The 16,491-nt window shown below is 61.8% G+C and carries 12 protein-coding genes; 7 read left to right on the top strand and 5 right to left on the bottom strand.

What is annotated here, in order from left to right:
* Position 1 precedes the first annotated feature (1 nt).
* Positions 2-1,198 carry an HlyD family efflux transporter periplasmic adaptor subunit gene (locus tag LBW87_RS11335; RefSeq protein WP_225201572.1) on the bottom strand — a complete coding sequence of 399 codons (1,197 nt, stop codon included), beginning with the start codon at positions 1,196-1,198 and terminating at the stop codon, positions 2-4.
* Positions 1,199-1,948: 750 nt separating this feature from the next.
* On the opposite strand from LBW87_RS11335, the gene LBW87_RS11330 reads away from it, so the two are divergent.
* Positions 1,949-3,019: a fimbrial protein gene (locus tag LBW87_RS11330; protein ID WP_225201571.1), complete on the top strand. Its 1,071-nt coding sequence runs from the start codon at positions 1,949-1,951 to the stop codon at positions 3,017-3,019.
* Positions 3,020-3,095: 76 nt separating this feature from the next.
* Here the strand turns inward: LBW87_RS11330 and LBW87_RS11325 are convergent, their stop codons facing one another.
* The gene (locus tag LBW87_RS11325; RefSeq protein ID WP_225201570.1) at positions 3,096-4,925 is read right to left on the bottom strand and encodes an ABC transporter transmembrane domain-containing protein; all 1,830 of its coding nucleotides are present in this window, start codon (positions 4,923-4,925) and stop codon (positions 3,096-3,098) included.
* 229 nt (positions 4,926-5,154) lie between these two features.
* Here LBW87_RS11325 and egtD point away from each other — a divergent pair, with 229 nt between their 5' ends.
* Together egtD and egtB are read left to right on the top strand one after the other, a co-directional pair.
* Positions 5,155-6,129 (top strand): L-histidine N(alpha)-methyltransferase, encoded by a 975-nt coding sequence (gene egtD, locus LBW87_RS11320; RefSeq protein ID WP_413927639.1) that lies wholly within the window; start codon positions 5,155-5,157, stop codon positions 6,127-6,129.
* Positions 6,130-6,144: 15 nt separating this feature from the next.
* Positions 6,145-7,440, top strand: coding sequence for an ergothioneine biosynthesis protein EgtB (gene egtB, locus LBW87_RS11315; protein WP_225201569.1), 1,296 nt, complete (start codon positions 6,145-6,147; stop codon positions 7,438-7,440).
* A 93-nt stretch (positions 7,441-7,533) separates the two neighbouring features.
* On the opposite strand, the gene leuA is transcribed toward egtB, so the two are convergent.
* Positions 7,534-9,237, bottom strand: coding sequence for a 2-isopropylmalate synthase (leuA, locus tag LBW87_RS11310; RefSeq protein ID WP_225201568.1), 1,704 nt, complete (start codon positions 9,235-9,237; stop codon positions 7,534-7,536).
* Positions 9,238-9,903: 666 nt separating this feature from the next.
* Between leuA and LBW87_RS11305 the strand changes: the two genes are divergently transcribed.
* The 4 genes from LBW87_RS11305 to LBW87_RS11290 are packed head-to-tail and all read left to right on the top strand — an operon-like array spanning position 9,904 to position 13,497.
* The gene (locus LBW87_RS11305; RefSeq protein WP_225201567.1) at positions 9,904-10,551 is read left to right on the top strand and encodes a paraquat-inducible protein A; all 648 of its coding nucleotides are present in this window, start codon (positions 9,904-9,906) and stop codon (positions 10,549-10,551) included.
* On the top strand, positions 10,548-11,258 hold the full coding sequence (locus LBW87_RS11300; protein ID WP_225201566.1) for a paraquat-inducible protein A: 711 nt from the start codon (positions 10,548-10,550) through the stop codon (positions 11,256-11,258). Before LBW87_RS11305 ends, LBW87_RS11300 begins: the two co-directional genes overlap by 4 nt.
* Positions 11,255-12,877 carry an intermembrane transport protein PqiB gene (locus LBW87_RS11295; RefSeq protein WP_225201565.1) on the top strand — a complete coding sequence of 541 codons (1,623 nt, stop codon included), beginning with the start codon at positions 11,255-11,257 and terminating at the stop codon, positions 12,875-12,877. The genes LBW87_RS11300 and LBW87_RS11295 overlap by 4 nt, the downstream gene beginning before the upstream one ends.
* A complete protein-coding gene (locus tag LBW87_RS11290; RefSeq protein ID WP_225201564.1) occupies positions 12,877-13,497 on the top strand; it encodes a membrane integrity-associated transporter subunit PqiC in 621 nt (206 codons plus the stop codon). Before LBW87_RS11295 ends, LBW87_RS11290 begins: the two co-directional genes overlap by 1 nt.
* A gap of 114 nt (positions 13,498-13,611) precedes the next feature.
* Here LBW87_RS11290 and LBW87_RS11285 read toward each other — a convergent pair whose 3' ends face one another.
* Positions 13,612-15,150, bottom strand: a complete 1,539-nt coding sequence (locus LBW87_RS11285; RefSeq protein WP_225201563.1) for a DEAD/DEAH box helicase — start codon at positions 15,148-15,150, stop codon at positions 13,612-13,614.
* Positions 15,151-15,524: 374 nt separating this feature from the next.
* Positions 15,525-16,307, bottom strand: a complete 783-nt coding sequence (gene fabI, locus LBW87_RS11280; protein WP_225201562.1) for an enoyl-ACP reductase FabI — start codon at positions 16,305-16,307, stop codon at positions 15,525-15,527.
* Between the last annotated feature and the right edge of the window lie 184 nt (positions 16,308-16,491).

Here is a 16,491-nt window from a genome sequence, read left to right as displayed (position 1 = left end):
CTCAGCCCCTGAATGCCTCGAATACCGGGGCCAGCACCCATTCGGCAATGCTGCGTTTTTCGATCGCCACGCTGGCGGTGGCGCGCATGCCGGGCAACAGGTGATGGCGCTCGCCGCGCGCCGTGAACTCGGGACTGGTGAGGCGGGCATATGCCACGTAGTCGCTATCACCGTTGGTGGGCGGGGAAGACAGGGAAGAAGCGCTTTGTGCGGCCACGATGGTGTCGCGCGATATGGCATCGATGCGGGCTTCGTGCGTGCCGAAGATGGCATAGGGGAAGGCATCGAATTTCAAGCGTACGCGTTGCCCCTCCTTGATGAAACCACGCTGCCTGGACGGAATGTGCAACGCGACCTTCAAGCCGTGCTCGGCGCCGGTGGCGATCACCATGGCAACTTCGTCTTCGCGCAACATGGTGCCGGCGGCGACCTGGGAAAACGATACGACGCCGGCCACCGGCGCCGAGATGACGACGTTGGAGCGATTTCGTTCATAGTCCATGCGCGCATCCTGCACATCGCGTTGCACCTGAATGCTTACCGTATCCAGTGCGGCCTGGGCTTCTTTCTGGTTGGCGCGCATGAGGTTCATGTCGGAGCGCAGTTCACGTTGCCGGGCAAGTCGCTGCGTGAGAACGATCTTTCGTTGCGCCACTTCCGATCGCGCTTGCTCGATACGGTCGATGATCACGTACTCGGACAGCGCCTGCAAACGCAGTGCAGTTTTCTGCCCATCGTCGATCTGGCGACGTATCTCGCCCATTTCCTGGCCGAGGAACTGCAGTTCCTGCTGGCGATTGTCCAGGTTGGCTCTCAGGGCATCGATGCGCGCGCGCAGATCGCGTTCTTTCAGCGCAGCCTGTTCGCCGATCATGCGCACTCGACCATCTTTGTGATGTTCGGCGTAGCGCTCCCGCGTCATTCCGTTTTCCGCCAGCGACAGGTCGCGTTTGAGCCGGAACAGGTTCTGCCCGACCTGCACCGGCATGTCGGGCGTTGCCTGGACATCGACCACCAGGCCTTTCACGCCCCTGATCTTGACCTCGCCTTGCGAGACCACGACAGCCGGAACGTCTTTCTTGAGTTCGATTTCGCGCAGGAACGCGAAGGCAATGAAGAAGATCACCGCCAGCGACGCGGCGTAGGCAAGCTTGCGTATCGATATGTCCTTGAATTCGGGGAAATTATTGGTGTTCATACTTGTGAAGTTATTGCGCCGCGCCGACGCCTGCCGAGCCCGCCGATCCCGTTTCGACGAATAGTGCGGTGGGGTTCCCCTTTCGGCGTCAGGTGATGCCTGTTGTTGTCATTTGTATTTTAAAAATGGCACGTTGCTTTCCGGATGAATAATCCAGTGCGACACCGGGACTGTGTGAGTGAAGCAATCATCTGCTGGCAGCGTCGCGAGTTTCTTAATCGAAAAGATGTCTCCATGCGGAAAACCAGGGCAGTGTTTTTTCTGCCCTGGTTTTCATCCTTCAGTCAGTGTCGGCAGCGAAGTTGCGTTTCGCTTATTGCCCGTAGATATGGATGTCCAGGTTGCTATTGTTGTTAGCGCCGGCTCGATACGGCGTCCCGGTTCCCGGCTCGGGTGGCGGTGGGGGTGAAACGGGGGGGCGCTGAACAAAATGGTAGTAGGGACGCCTGTGTTTGCAGCCGCCGCTGATGTTGTCTAAATGGGAACGTTCAACTTGTTTCATTATGTTGATCCATATAAAAAATTAATTCAAAAAACGAGACTGAATATTAAGAACACGCGGTCGACATGAGAATAGGAAAGGTCTTGATGTGACCCTGTCTTGATTTTTTGGTGGAGCCACAAACGATAAAACGCTCATTCCAGGCTCATCCTTGCTTGCCGTCTATCGATTTCGCATTCAAGATTTTTCCTGTGGTTGTCGTCAGGTAAAGTTTTAATAATGACAACTTTAGACATAGTGGAGAAGTGATGAAATCATTCCTGGATCGACCTGGAAATAAAAGATTACTGCTCGCTGGATTTGTTTTCGTTCTGGCCTCTGGCGTGGCCGAAGTTGCTGTTGGCGCATGCAGGGTGGTCAATTCCCCGGATGGAAAAGAACAGGCAGTGCATATTGATTATGTGTTTCCAGCCCAGATCGTCGTGCCCAGGAACGTGCAGGTCGGCGGCGTGATAGCGCGCGCGCCGATCTCCATGATCAGGCGAACGGGGCAGAGCATGCTTTGCGATGGCGGCAGCAGCGTCGTCAGCACCGGAAGTGGCGCCAGCGATGCCGATGTTGATCGAAGCTATGGTTATCTATTGACCAACGGTATTCGTAACGGAGTGGCATATCGCCTGTTGAAGCGCGGCGGTGATGGCGTGATCCTGACCGATTCCAATATTTTCCACGCTCCATCGGAGGGAATCTACTGGGGGTTTGCCACGCACATCGCCAGGGAGAATTTTAGTCAACTGGTCCTGGTAAAGACAGGACACCCGATCAGGGCCGGTACCGTCTTCTCTGCGGGAGAGAAATTTCTGGTAAAGGTGACCGCCTTCAGCGGAGATCGCAGGCCGTTCACGATTGCTACGCTGAGATCGTCAAACAGAACGACGATCCTCGCCCAGACCTGCCAGATATCCGTCCCGTCTGCGGTCCGACTCGGTGAGCATCGGCTAAGCACATTCAATCGGGTGGGAAGCACTTCGCGCGCCACTTCGTTTGATATGAGCGTCTTCTGCGAAGGCGTGGCGAGCAAGGTCTACATGACCATGAGCGATCCTGTCAGTGTGGGCAATACCAGTGACCAGCTGTCGCTGACAAACGATTCCACGGCGGCGGGTATCAAAGTGCAGATACTGCGCGATGGGCAGCCCGTCGGGCTGGGGCCGGATTCGACTTCACCAGGCACCATCAACCAGTTCAAGCTGTTTGATGCCAGCGAGAGCTATCCAACGCACGTGCAGAGATTCGAGGCGCGCTACATCCAGAGCGAGCAGGATGTGACCGCCGGCACAGCTCACAGTCGGGTGACGATTGCCATGTCATATCAATAACCGAAACGCCGGGCATCGATTGAATAGCGCAGGCGCACCCGCTCATCGAAGCCGAGCGAGTCTTGCGCTCAATCGTTCAGGGGACATTGAATTGCAGCGCCGCCAGGCTGGCATACAGCCCGTCGCGCGCCACCAGCTCGGCATGGGTGCCGCTCTCGACGATCTGGCCATGCTCCAGCACGATGATGCGATCGGCCCGTTGCACGGTTGCCAGGCGGTGCGCGATGACCAGCGTGGTGCGTCCCACCATGGCCGCTTCCAGCGCCGCCTGCACCAATCGCTCGGACTCGGCGTCGAGCGCGCTGGTGGCTTCGTCCAGCAGCAACAGGGGCGGATTCTTGAGCAGTGCCCGGGCAATCGAGATGCGTTGTCGCTGGCCGCCCGACAGGCGCACTCCACGCTCGCCGAGGAAGCAGTCGTAGCTTCCCGGCAGGCGCTCGATGAATTCATGGGCGGCCGCCATGCGCGCCGCTGCGATCACGTCGGCGTCGCTGGCGTCAGGGCGCCCGAAGCGGATGTTTTCCATGGCGTTGGCCGAGAAGATCACGGTGTCCTGCGGCACGATGCCGATGGCATGGCGCAAGTCTTGTAGCGTCAGGTAACGGATATCCACGCCATCGAGCCGGATGGCGCCGTGCTGCGGATCGTAGAAGCGCAACAGCAACTGGAACAATGTGGTCTTGCCGGCGCCCGAGGGGCCGACCACCGCCACGGTCTCGCCGGGGCGTACCTGCAACGAGAAATCGGTGAGCGAGTTGCTGCCGATGCGCGACGGGTAATGAAAGCTGGCCCCATCGATGTCGAGCGCGGCGCCATTGGCCGTGCGCGGCGGCAGGGTTTCGGGCAGCAGCACCGATTGCACCGGCGACTGCGCCGACAGTAACTCCAGCAGGCGCTCGGCGGCGCCGGCGGCGCGCTGGGTGTCACCCATCACTTCCGACAAGGCACCCAGCGAACCCGCCGCCAGCGATGCGTAGAGGATGAACTGCCCCAGCTCGCCACCGCTCATGCTGCCCTGCATGACCGCATGCGCGCCCAGCCACAGCACGAACACGATGGAACCGAACACCAGCAGGATCGCCACCACCGTCAGCACCGAGCGCGCGCGGATGCGTTGCATGGCGGTCTCGAAGGCGCGTTCGACCGAACTGCCGAAGCGCTGTGCCTCGATCTCTTCGTGAGTGAAGGCTTGTACGGTGGGCATGGCATTGAGGATCTCGCCGGCCATGGCCGAGGCGTCGGCCACCCGGTCCTGCGAGTCGCGCGACAGGCGACGCACGCGACGGCCATAGACCACGATGGGCAACACCACTGCCGCCAGCAGCACGATGATGATCGAGGTCAGCTTGACGCTGGTGACGAACAGCATGCACAGCGCGCCCAGGAACAGCAAGGCATTGCGCAAGGCCATCGAGATGCTGGTGCCGACCAGGGTCTGGATCAGGGTGGTGTCGGTGGTCAGGCGCGACAGCACTTCGCCGGTGCGGGTGGTCTCGAAGAAGGCCGGGCTTTGCGTGACCACGTGCGCATAGACGGCGCGGCGCAAATCGGCGGTGACCCGTTCGCCCAGCCACGACACCATGTAGAAGCGCAGCGCGGTGGCCACGCCTAGCACGCAGGCCACGCCGAACAGGGCCAGGAAATACAGGTTGATATGGCTGCTGCTGCCAGCGTTGCCGCTGCCGGCGGCGCCAAAGCCGAGGTCGATCATCTGCTTGAAGGCATACGGCACGGCCAGCGTGGCGCCGGCGGCCACCAGCAAGGCCAGCGCGGCCAGCGCGAACTGGCGGCCGTAAGGGAGCAGGAACGGCCACAGGCCGCGCAATGCGGCCAGAGTGCTCTGGCGGGCCGGGGAGGATGGGGACGGGCTTGGGCTGGCGGTGGATGAGCTTGGCGTGGAGGACATGTTGTCTGGGGCGGATGGAGTCGGCTCAAGGATGAGCTGGACCTAAAAAACCCGGCGTCGCGTTGAACCACCGCGGTGCGCCAAAGTCGATAACAGGATAAGTATATGCAAGTTGCGTATATGCTACGCGCAACCGGGTTGGCGCAGAGTGTAGCGCAGTCCGGCACCCGCTCTGCAATAGCTGTCAATTCGACAACGCTCAGGTTGCAATCAAGGCAAGGAGACCCGCTTGGCCCCTCAACTCGCTCACGCGCTGCCGCCACTGTCGCAGGCAGCGCCCGAACCGACCATCCGCGCTGAACTCGAAGCCGGCCTGCTGGCACCGCAGGCGGTGGTCTCTCCCAAATATCTCTACGATGCGCTTGGCAGCAAGCTGTTCGAGGCGATCTGTGAACTGCCCGAATATTATCCGACGCGTACCGAGGCCAGTATTTTCGAGGCCCATGCGTCCAGCATTGCCGCCACCGTCGGCCAGGGCGTCACGCTGATCGACCTGGGGGCGGGCAATTGCGCCAAGGCGGCGCGGCTGTTTCCGTTGTTGCAACCGCGGCAATACGTGCCGGTCGATATTTCGGCCGATTTCCTGCACGAAGCGGTGGCCAGCCTGCGGCAGAAGTTTCCCGGGATTGCCATCGACGCCATTGCCCAGGATTTTTCGAGTTCGCTCAATTTACCGGCCACGGTTTCGCGGGAACGCCGGCTGTTCTTTTACCCCGGCTCGTCGCTGGGTAATTTCGATCCCGACCAGGCACTGCAATTCCTGCGCCGCCTGCGCCAGGCGCTGCAACTGGGTGAGGCCGGTGGGGTGTTGCTGGGTATCGACCTGGTCAAGCCGGCAGCGGTGCTCGATGCCGCCTATGACGATGCCCTGGGCGTGACGGCGGCCTTCAACCTGAACCTGCTCAATCATGTGAACCGCTTGCTGGGGGCCGATTTCAATGCCCGCCACTGGCAGCACCTGGGGTTCTACAATGCCGCGCAGCAGCGGGTCGAGATGCATCTGGAAGCGCGCCGCGACGTGATCGTGCGCTGGGAGGGCGGACGCCGCACCTTCGGCCAGGGCGAACGCATCCATACCGAGAACAGCCATAAGTTCACGCCGGACGGCATCGTCGATCTGCTGCAACGCGCCGGCTTCGGCGACTGCCGCATGTGGTTCGATCCGCAGCGCTGGTTTGCGGTCTGTCACGCACGAGCACGTTGAGCGAACGGCCCTGATATGCCTCAAGTCATCTTCAAGGAACAGGCGCTGGACGCCACCATCGATGCGGTCATCGACGCCGCCATGCATGAGCTCAACCATGAGCACGATCACCGTCCGCGCGATCAGTCGAGTGACCGCTACCGGCGCGTGCGGCGGCAGTCGCAGGTGATCGCCGAACCGCTGTCGGCCGAGGATTGCTGCGCGCAGTCGATGCCCGATGCCAGTCCCGTCAAGTGGCACCTGGCGCACACCACCTGGTTCTTCGAAACCTTCCTGCTGGAGCGTTTCGAGCGCGGCTTCTGCGCCTTCCATCCCCAGTTCAGGGTGCTGTTCAATTCGTACTACGAAGGCGTCGGCGAGCGGTTTCCGCGCCCGCAACGGGGTTTGCTGACACGGCCTTCGCTGGACGAGGTTCAGGCCTACCGCGCCGATGTGGATCAGCGCATGCTGCGGCTGATCGAGGCCATGGGTGCGGCGCCTTCAAGCGAATTCCTGCAATTGCTGGAACTGGGCCTGCAGCACGAGCAACAGCATCAGGAGCTGATGCTGACTGATATCCTGCACCTGCTGTTCGTCAATCCCCTCAAGCCGGCCTATCAACCGCTGCCCGACAACCTGAATGGCGAGTCGGGCGCGTTGCCGCTGGCGTGGCATCGGTTCGACGCCGGCGTGGTCGAGATCGGTCATGCCGGTGACGGCTTCTGTTTCGATAACGAATTGCCGCGCCATCGGCAGTTCGTCGAAGCGTATTCGTGTGCATCGCGATTGGTCAGCAATGGCGAGTACCTGGCCTTCGTCGAAGCGGGCGGTTATCGGGATGTGGCGCTGTGGCTGTCGGAGGGCTGGGACTGGCGCTGCCGTGAAGCAATCGAACACCCGCTGTACTGGCAGTCCGACGGCCAGGGCCACTGGCATGAATTCAGCGAATACGGCCTGCAACGTCTGGATCCGCAGCGCGCCGTCTTGCACCTGTCGTATTACGAAGCCGACGCCTATGCCCGCTGGGCCGGTGCGCGCCTGCCGACCGAAGCCGAATGGGAGCATGCCGCACCCAGGGTGCGAGGTCCTGCGCGTGAATTCTTCGGCGTGGCCTGGCAGTGGACTTCCAGCAGTTACGCGCCGTATCCCGGGTTTGCGGCGGCCCCCGGGGCGGTCGGCGAATACAACGGCAAGTTCATGGTGAACCAGTATGTCTTGCGCGGATCGTCGATGGCTACGCCGCTCAATCATGCCCGCTTGAGCTATCGCAATTTCTTTCCGGCGACGGCGCGCTGGCAATGCGCGGGCGTGCGGCTGGCGCGATCCGAATAGGTTTTTCGATTGGGCGCGCCAAGAAAAATGCCGACCTGTAGGTCGGCATTTTTTTGAGGCTTACATGCCGGGATCGCCGGCAGCATTCCTTTTTCAGGCGGCGCGTTCGGTCGCCGATTGGGCCTGGTTGGCGCTCTGGTCGATGGCGATCTGGCGGTTGATGGCGCTCAGCACGGCCTTGAACGAAGCGGTCACGATGTTGGCGTCGATGCCCACGCCGAAACCGGTAGGGGCTTCATTGAGGCGCAGTTCGATATAGCTGGCCGCGCGCGCATCGGCGCCGGCGCCGATGGCGTGCTCATGGAAGTCCATCAGCTTGATATCGAGGCCCAGCGCATGCACGAAGGCATCGATGGGGCCATTGCCGGTGCCGCGCACGGTGACCTGCTTGCCGTCGCGCACGATATCGACTTCGATGTTGATCGACTCGGCGCGGGCCGTGTCTTCCGACATGCGGTGGGCGCGGTAGACGTAGGGCGTTTCGCGCTCCAGGTATTCGCTCTTGAACACGCCATAGATGTCGCTGGCGTTGATTTCCTTGCCGGTGGCGTCGGCCTGGCGCTGGATGGCGCGCGAGAACTCGATCTGCAGGCGGCGCGGCAAGGCCAGGCCGTATTCCTGTTCCAGCAGGTAGGCCATGCCGCCCTTGCCGGACTGGCTGTTGACGCGAATGACGGCGTCATAGCTGCGGCCCAGGTCGGCCGGGTCGATCGGCAGGTAAGGTACTTCCCACAAGGCGTCGGGCTGTTGCTTGGCGAAGCCCTTCTTGATCGCGTCCTGGTGCGAGCCGGAGAAGGCGGTGAAGACCAGGTCGCCCACGTAGGGGTGACGCGGATGCACCGGGATCTGGTTGCATTCTTCGACCACCTGGCGCACGACGTCGATGTCGGAGAAATCGAGGCCCGGGTTGACGCCCTGGGTGTACAGGTTCAATGCCAGCGTGACCAGGTCGACGTTGCCGGTGCGTTCGCCATTGCCGAACAGGCAGCCTTCGACGCGATCGGCGCCCGCCATCACGGCCAGTTCGGCCGAGGCGACGGCGGTGCCGCGGTCGTTGTGCGGGTGCACGGAGATGATGCTGCTGGCGCGGTGCTTCAGGTTGCGGCACATCCATTCGATCTGGTCGGCGTAGACGTTGGGCGTGGCGCATTCGACCGTCGACGGCAGGTTGAGGATGATCTTGCGTTCGGGTGTGGCGCCCCAGGTTTCACAGACGGCGTCGCAGATATCCTTGGAGAAGTCGAGTTCGGTGGTGCTGAAGGACTCCGGCGAATATTCGAAGCGCCATTGCGTCTCGGGGCGGGCGTCGGTCAGTTCCTTGACCAGGCGGGTGCCGGTGACGGCGATGTTCTTGATCTCGTCGCGCGACATGTTGAAGACGATCTTGCGGAACGCCGGCGCCACCGAGTTGTACAGGTGGACGATGGCCTGCTTGGCGCCGGCCAGCGATTCGACGGTGCGCCGGATCAATTCTTCGCGCGACTGCGTCAGCACGATGATGGTGACGTCATCCGGAATGCGGTTTTCTTCGATCAGCTTGCGCACGAAATCGAAGTCGGTCTGCGATGCCGACGGGAAACCCACTTCGATTTCCTTCAGGCCGGTCTTGAGCAGCAATTCGAAAAAGCGCAGCTTGCGCTCGGCGTTCATCGGCTCGATCAGGGCCTGGTTGCCATCGCGCAAGTCGGTGCTCATCCAGATCGGCGGCGTGTCGATGACCTTGGACGGCCAGGTGCGGTCAGGCAGGTCGATGGCAGGGAAGGCGCGGTATTTGGCGGCGGGATTGCTTAACATCATGATGAACCTCGTTAGTCTTGTATGAGTATGGCGGTAAATGCATCTGCACAGTCTGATGTGGCCATCGGGCTGCCTGGCTGCCACTTGCACGTGGCCAGGCAGCCCGTCATAGAGCCAGAGGGGGCGGCTCCCGGCGCAGGCAGTCAATGACGTTGGCTGCGGTGAATTGTGGTGACTTGAAATGCATGATCGCGTCGCTTCGGTCGTGCTGCAACGAGAAAGTTATCGTTGCTGCTTGATTGGGTCCAGGTACTGCGGATCTGTTTTTGCTTGTCGTGCCGCGATGGTTCAGCGGTGTCGACGGTGGCCGCATTGGCCAGGGGATTAGCGCGAGGCTAGTAGTAGCGAAGCCGATAGCGGCACTAGCAGGGCGCTGGCGCTGGTCGGTAGCAGAGAGATTTTTGCTGCGGAAGTCATTGGAAGACTGTAGAAGATTGCCCTTCGGCTTGTCAAGCGCTATCTTCTTGACATGCGTAAATACGTGCCGCCCCGACATGCCGATGTTGTTAGAATCGGTTTTTGATAACCGGCCGGTCATTAATTATCAGTCATGTCGATTTGATAACTTCCGGCGGTATTGAACGCGGCCGGCGGTTTAGGCTCAAAGCGGGGCAGTGTGCTGCGCCGATCAATAACAACTGCCAGAAAGCCGACTCAACTTCATCCATGCACAAGCGCCCGGACCTGATCGTTTGCGAAGAATGCGATGCCGTCTATCACCGTCCCCAGTTGCGGGCAGGTGAGATAGCGCGCTGCCTGCGCTGCGACGCCGAGCTTGAGCGCGACACCGGTCGCCGTCTCGAGCGCCTGTTGCCGATGACCGTCGGCGCGCTGATCCTGTTTGTCATCGCCAACGCATTTCCGATCGTCACCATCGAGTTGCAGGGGTTGTCCAGCGATACCACGCTGCTGGGCGCGGTGATGGCGCTGGCGCACGATGGCATGTCGGAGGTGGCCCTGCTGGTGCTGGCCACGACGCTGCTCTTTCCGCTGATCCAGATGCTGGTGCTGTTTTACCTGTTGCTGCCGTCGTCGCGCCTGGAGCGCCCGCCCGGTTTCGTGCTCTTGCTGCGGCTGATGCAGGCGGCCCGGCCGTGGGGGATGGTCGAGGTGTTCATGCTGGGCATCCTGGTGGCGCTGATCAAGTTATCCAACATGGCCGAGGTGATTCCCGGCCCGGCGCTCTGGTCATTCGGGGCACTGACGGTGCTGTTGACGGTGGTGGTGTCGTTCAATCCACGCTACATCTGGCATATCTGCGAACAGAAGCAGGCCATGGCTGAGCAACTGCAGGCCAGGGAGCCGGCGCCGTGAAGCGTTATCACAGTGCCGGTGAAGAAACCGGCCCGGTGATCCAGGATGCGGCAGACCTGGGCGTGACCGGTTGTCATCACTGCGGCACCGTGTGGCAGGGCGCGCGCGCCGAAGACCGCTGCGGCGTATGCGATGCGCTGCTGCACCGGCGCAAGCGCGACAGCCTCAATCGTACCTGGGCGTTGCTGATCGCCGCCTGCATCATGTATATCCCGGCCAACCTGATGCCGGTGATGATTACCCGCACCCTGTTCGACGAGCAGCGCGACACCATCATGAGCGGGGTCATCTATTTCTGGACCTCCGGTGAATGGGGCCTGGCGGTGGTGGTCTTCGTGGCCAGCTTCCTGGTGCCGCTGTTCAAGCTGGTGTCGCTGATCGTGCTGGTGATCTCGGCGCGTAGCCGCAGCAGCTGGCAGCGCTTGCAGCGCGCCAAGTTATACCGGGTGATCGAGACCATCGGTCGCTGGTCGATGCTCGACGTATTCGTGGTCTCGGTTTTGACCGGGCTGGTCAAGATCCATGGTTTTGCCGATGTCCACGCCGGTATCGGCATCGCCGCCTTCGGCGCGGTGGTGGTGCTGACGATGCTGGCGTCGCTGGCATTCGACCCGCGCCTGATCTGGGACGATGTCAATCCCGACCACCGGCGCCCGCTTTCCGCTACCCAGGTTGCACCATCCAAAAAGAACGAAGGAACTGCATGACTGATCCGCATGACGAAAAACCGGCACTGCTGCAGCCCAAGCGCGAGCACCGGCGCAACTGGCTGCCATCGCTGGTGTGGCTCATTCCCATCATCGCCGCCATCGTCGGCCTGACGCTGGTGGCCAAGATCCTGGTCGATCGCGGTCCGGTGGTGACGGTCAGCTTCCGCTCCGCCGAAGGGCTGGAGGCGGGCAAGACCAAGGTCAAGTACAAGGATGTCGACATCGGCCAGGTACAAAGCATCAAGCTGGCCGAAGACCGTTCGCATGTGTTGGTATCGATCCAGCTGACCAAGGAAGCCTCGGGCTTCAATGCCGACGACACCCGCTACTGGGTGGTGCGCCCACGCATCGCGGCCTCGGGCATCTCGGGCCTGGGCACCTTGCTGTCGGGCGCCTACATCGGTGTTGACGCCGGCACCTCCGACGAGACCAAGAAGCAGTTCGAAGGACTTGAGCAGCCGCCGATCGTCACCCGCGATGCGTCGGGACGCCAGTTCGTGCTGCACGCCGACGATCTTGGTTCGCTCGATATCGGCACCCCTGTGTACTACCGCCGCATCAAGGTCGGCCAGGTGATGGCGTTTGATCTCGACAGCGATGGTCGTGGCGTGACGATGCGTATTTTCGTCAATGCGCCTTACGACAAGTTCGTGACCCAGGGCACGCGTTTCTGGCATGCCAGCGGTTTCGACGCCGAACTCAATGCCAGTGGCTTCAAGCTGCATACCCAGGCGTTGTCGACGGTGATCCTGGGCGGCATCGCCTTTCGCGAGCGTGACGAAGACGCGCACGACACGCCGGCCAAGGAAGGCGCCGAATACGCGCTGGCCGCCGACGAAGGGGCAGCCATGAAGGACCCGGACGGCGCGCCGGCCACCGTGCTGCTGTATTTCGACCAGTCCTTGCGCGGCCTGCAGCCGGGCGCGACGGTCGACTTCCGGGGCGTGGTGCTGGGCGAGGTCAAGAACATCGGCATCGAATACGACCGCGAGAAGGGCGCCTTCCGCATGCCGGTGCTGGTGACGCTGTATCCCGATCGCCTGGGACGTCGCTTCGCGCAAGAAAATGCCGATCCCCGCTATTCGCCGACGGAGCGCCTGAAGTTCCTGGTCAAGCGCGGCCTGCGGGCGCAACTGCGCAATGGCAACCTGCTGACCGGGCAGTTGTATGTGGCGATCGACTTCTTCCCCAAGGCCAAGGGCGCTCAGATCGATACCAGCAAGACCCCGATCGAATTGCCGACGGTGCCGGGTAGCCTGGACGAATTGCAGGCGCAGTTGTCCGAGATCGCCGGCAAGCTGTCGAAGGTGCCGTTCGACGAGATCGGAAAGGATCTGCAGGTCACCATCAAGAACCTGAACAAGACCCTGACCTCGGCCGAGCAGACGGTGTCGCGCATCAATAACGACATCGCGCCCGAGATGTCGGCCGCCATGAAGGACGCGCGCAAGACCTTGAATGCCGCCGAGCGCACCTTGTCCGATGATGCGCCGCTACAGCAGGATATCCGCCAGACGATGCAGGAGCTGTCACGGGCGGCGGCGTCGATCCGCGTTCTTACCGATTACCTGCAACAGCATCCCGAATCGCTGATCCGGGGCAAACAGGAGCCATGATGCCCGCCAATAAAAAGATCTCCATCATCAGCGCCGCGCTGGCCGCCATGGCATTGTCGGCCTGCAGCAGCACGCCGCCCACGCAGTTCTATACGCTGGCGACGTCGCCGGCGGCGGCCGTCTCGACGGCCGGCAATGCGACACAGCCGGTGTTTATCGAAGTGTTGCCGGTAGCGGTGCCGGAGCGCCTGGCGCGCCCACAGATCGTGGTACGCAATGATGCGACGCGGGTCGATGTGCTGGAAACCGAACGCTGGTCGTCGCCATTCAATAACGAATTGCGTGACGCGCTGGCCAATGGCGTATCACGCCGGCTGGGCGCCATCGACGTATCGCGCAGCGGTCGCCCGGCCGATGGCGTGAGCTATCGCATTGCCGTCGAGCTGCGCGACCTCGATGCGGTGCGCAATGGCCAGGTCCAGGCCGCATTCGGCTGGACCATCACCCGCTCGGATGATCGCAAGACGGCCGTGTGCCGGCTGAGCGTAGCCGAAGCTGTCGGTGGCGGGGCGGTGGCTGATGTGGTGACGGCGATGCAGAAGGTGGCGGATCGCGCGGCCGAGGTGATTGCGGCGAACGTGCGCGGCCTGCAGGCGGGGCAGGGACAGTGCGTGCCGTGACAGGCGCGATCTGGCGCCCCATATGAAAACGCCCGATGAGCAATCATCGGGCGTTTTTTTGTCGCAGCCGCCGGCAGGTGAACCTGCCAGTGCATATCTAATACTAGTTAGCGATTAACGATCGCCATAAGAACGACGTGGGCCGTCGGTACGGGCGCCAGCACCCTTGTAACCGCCACCGCCGCCGCCTTCGCGACGTGGGCCACCAGCGCCGCCGCCAGCACCGGCTGGCTTGCCGCCGCCGAAGCTGCGACCGTCACGGTTGCCGCCGAAACCACCTTCGCGATTGCCGCCGAAGCCGCCTTCACGTTGATGACCGCCGCCTTCGCGGCTGCCGCTGCCGAAGCGGGCACCGCCGCCGCCGGCGTTGTTGCTACGGCCATCGCCTGGACGCCAGTTGCCTGGCTTGCGTGGGCTGCGCGATGCGGATGCAGTCTTCTTTGGTTCGTGACCTTCGACCACGTCGACCGGGATCGATTGCTTGGTGAAGCGCTCGATGCGCTTGACGTGCATGCCTTCTGCGTGATTCACCAGCGAGATCGCGACGCCCTTGCGACCGGCACGGCCGGTACGGCCGATACGGTGCACGTAGTCTTCGGCGAACTTGGGCAGATCGTAGTTGAACACGTGGGTGATGCCTGGCACGTCGATACCGCGAGCGGCGACGTCGGTAGCCACCAGCACGCGCACCTGACCGCGGCGCAGGCTATTCAGGGTGCGGTTACGTGCGCCCTGGTGCATGTCGCCATGCAGCGCGGCGGCAGCGAAACCACCGATGTTGAGGCGGTCGGCGATGGTGTCGGCGTCACGCTTGGTGGCGGTAAACACCACGGCCTGATCCATCGTCACGTCGCGCAGCAGGTGGTCCAGCAGGCGATTCTTGTGCGACAGGTCATCCACGAAGTGGACGCGCTGCATGATGTTTTCATGGCGGGTGGCCGAACCGGCGATCTGGATCGTGGCCGGGTTGTTGGTGATGCGCTTGGCCATGTTGCCAACCACGCCATCCAGCGTGGCCGAGAACAGCATGGTCTGGCGGGTGTCAGGGGTGGCGGCAACGATCTTCTCGATGTCGTCGATGAAACCCATGTCCAGCATGCGGTCGGCTTCGTCCAGCACCAGGATCTGCAGCTGCGAGAAATCGATCTTGCCCGATTCCATGTGGTCGATCAGGCGACCTGGGGTTGCCACCAGGATTTCAGGATTCTTCGACAGCAGTTGCATCTGCTTGGGGTAAGGCATGCCGCCCAGGATCGACACCACGCGCACACGGCGCATGTACGAACCGTACTTGTCGGTGGCAGTGGTGACCTGCAACGCCAGTTCGCGTGTCGGGGTCAGCACCAGCATCTTCGGTTGGGCAGGGGTGAAACGTGGGCGCTCGCCGCGCGAACGGCTGGCCTGGCGTTCCTGATTAGGTGTGCGGGCAGCGCCGGCGCCTTCGGCAACTTGCGGCAATTCAGCCAGCTTGTGCAGCGAAGGCAGCATGAACGCTGCGGTCTTGCCCGAACCGGTCTGCGAGGAAACCAGCAGATCCTGGCCAGCGATGGCGGCAGGGATGGCTTTTTCCTGAACAGGGGTCGGGACGGTGTAGCCGGCTTCGGTCAGTGCTTTGATGATCGAAGGGTTAAGGCCAAGTGCTTCAAAAGTCATAATCTCTTTCGTGAATGTGAAACGTCAGACCCAATCGCTACGGGCGAGCAAAAACGCGCCTGGCTGATATGGCCTGAACGAAAAAAGCAACGCCAACCGACGAAATGACTATGAAAATACAAAGAAATTTCGGCACAAAAGCTTTGCGCCGGGACGGTGTCAATGAGCGACACCAGGGGCGGGAGGGCTTTTACTAAGAACTTGTCTGGATGACAGGTAAGGCTTGCGAAGCTGCTGGGGCAATCTACCGAGCACCATCGTCATGGACGAGAAACCCGGCTGATTCGCCTGTGTGCTGCATATTGCAACGCACAAGTCGAATCATACAGTAAAACATCGACTTTGGCATCATGCCAAAGCGTTAATGTTACACATTATTCTGCGATGCCACCCACCACGCGAGAAAAACCGCCATCGACGTAGGTGATTTCGCCAGTAATGCCCGATGCCAGGTCCGACAGCAGGAAGGCCGACGCATTGCCGACATCGTCAATGGTCACGTTGCGGCGCAGGGGCGCGGTGTCGGCGACGGCGCCGAGGATCTTGCCGAAGCCCTTGATGCCGCTGGCGGCCAGGGTCTTGATCGGGCCGGCCGAGACGCCGTTGACGCGTACGCCGCGCGGGCCCAGGGCTTCGGCCAGGTAGCGTACCGACGCTTCCAGCGAGGCCTTGGCCAGGCCCATGGTGTTGTAGTTCGGCACAACGCGTTCCGAACCGAGATAGGTCAGGGTCAGCAGGGCAGCGTTGGCGCTCAGCATCGGAGCGGCCGCCTTGGCCATGGCCGGGAAGCTGTAGGCCGAGATATCGTGGGCGATCTTGAAGCCTTCGCGCGAGAAACCTTCGAGGAAGTCGCCGGCGATAGCTTCGCTGGGGGCGAAGCCGATGGCGTGCACCAGGCCGTCGAGCTGGGTCCAGGACTTGCCGAGATCGGCGAACAGGGCATTGATCTGCTCATCGCTGCCGACGTCGCAGTCGAAGATGAGTTTGCTGTCGAATTCTTCGGCGAACTTGGTGATGCGGTCCTTGAAGCGTTCGCCGACATAGGTAAATGCCAGTTCGGCGCCTTCGCGCTTGCATGCGGTCGCGATGCCATAGGCAATCGAGCGGTTCGACAGCAGACCGGTGATCAGAATTTTTTTGCCTTGCAGAAATGCCATGATGACTCCGTTGGGTCCGTCGCGAAGGCCGCAACTGCTGCGCGCGCTTGCCGACGTTGATGGGTGCGGCGCCATGCTGCTTTCGCCGGCGCACGCTGGAACAGACCCGGATTGTAGGGGCTTGCGCAGCAGGCGGCAACCTCTGGCGCAGTCACCGCCGGCAAGCGAGGCCGGGAACCGATGC

The sequence above is a fragment of the Herbaspirillum sp. alder98 genome (assembly GCF_020179755.1).
GTDB lineage: Bacteria > Pseudomonadota > Gammaproteobacteria > Burkholderiales > Burkholderiaceae_D > Herbaspirillum.
The sequence above is the reverse complement of the archived record's forward strand: the minus strand, read 5'-3'. Positions and strand labels throughout refer to the sequence as shown.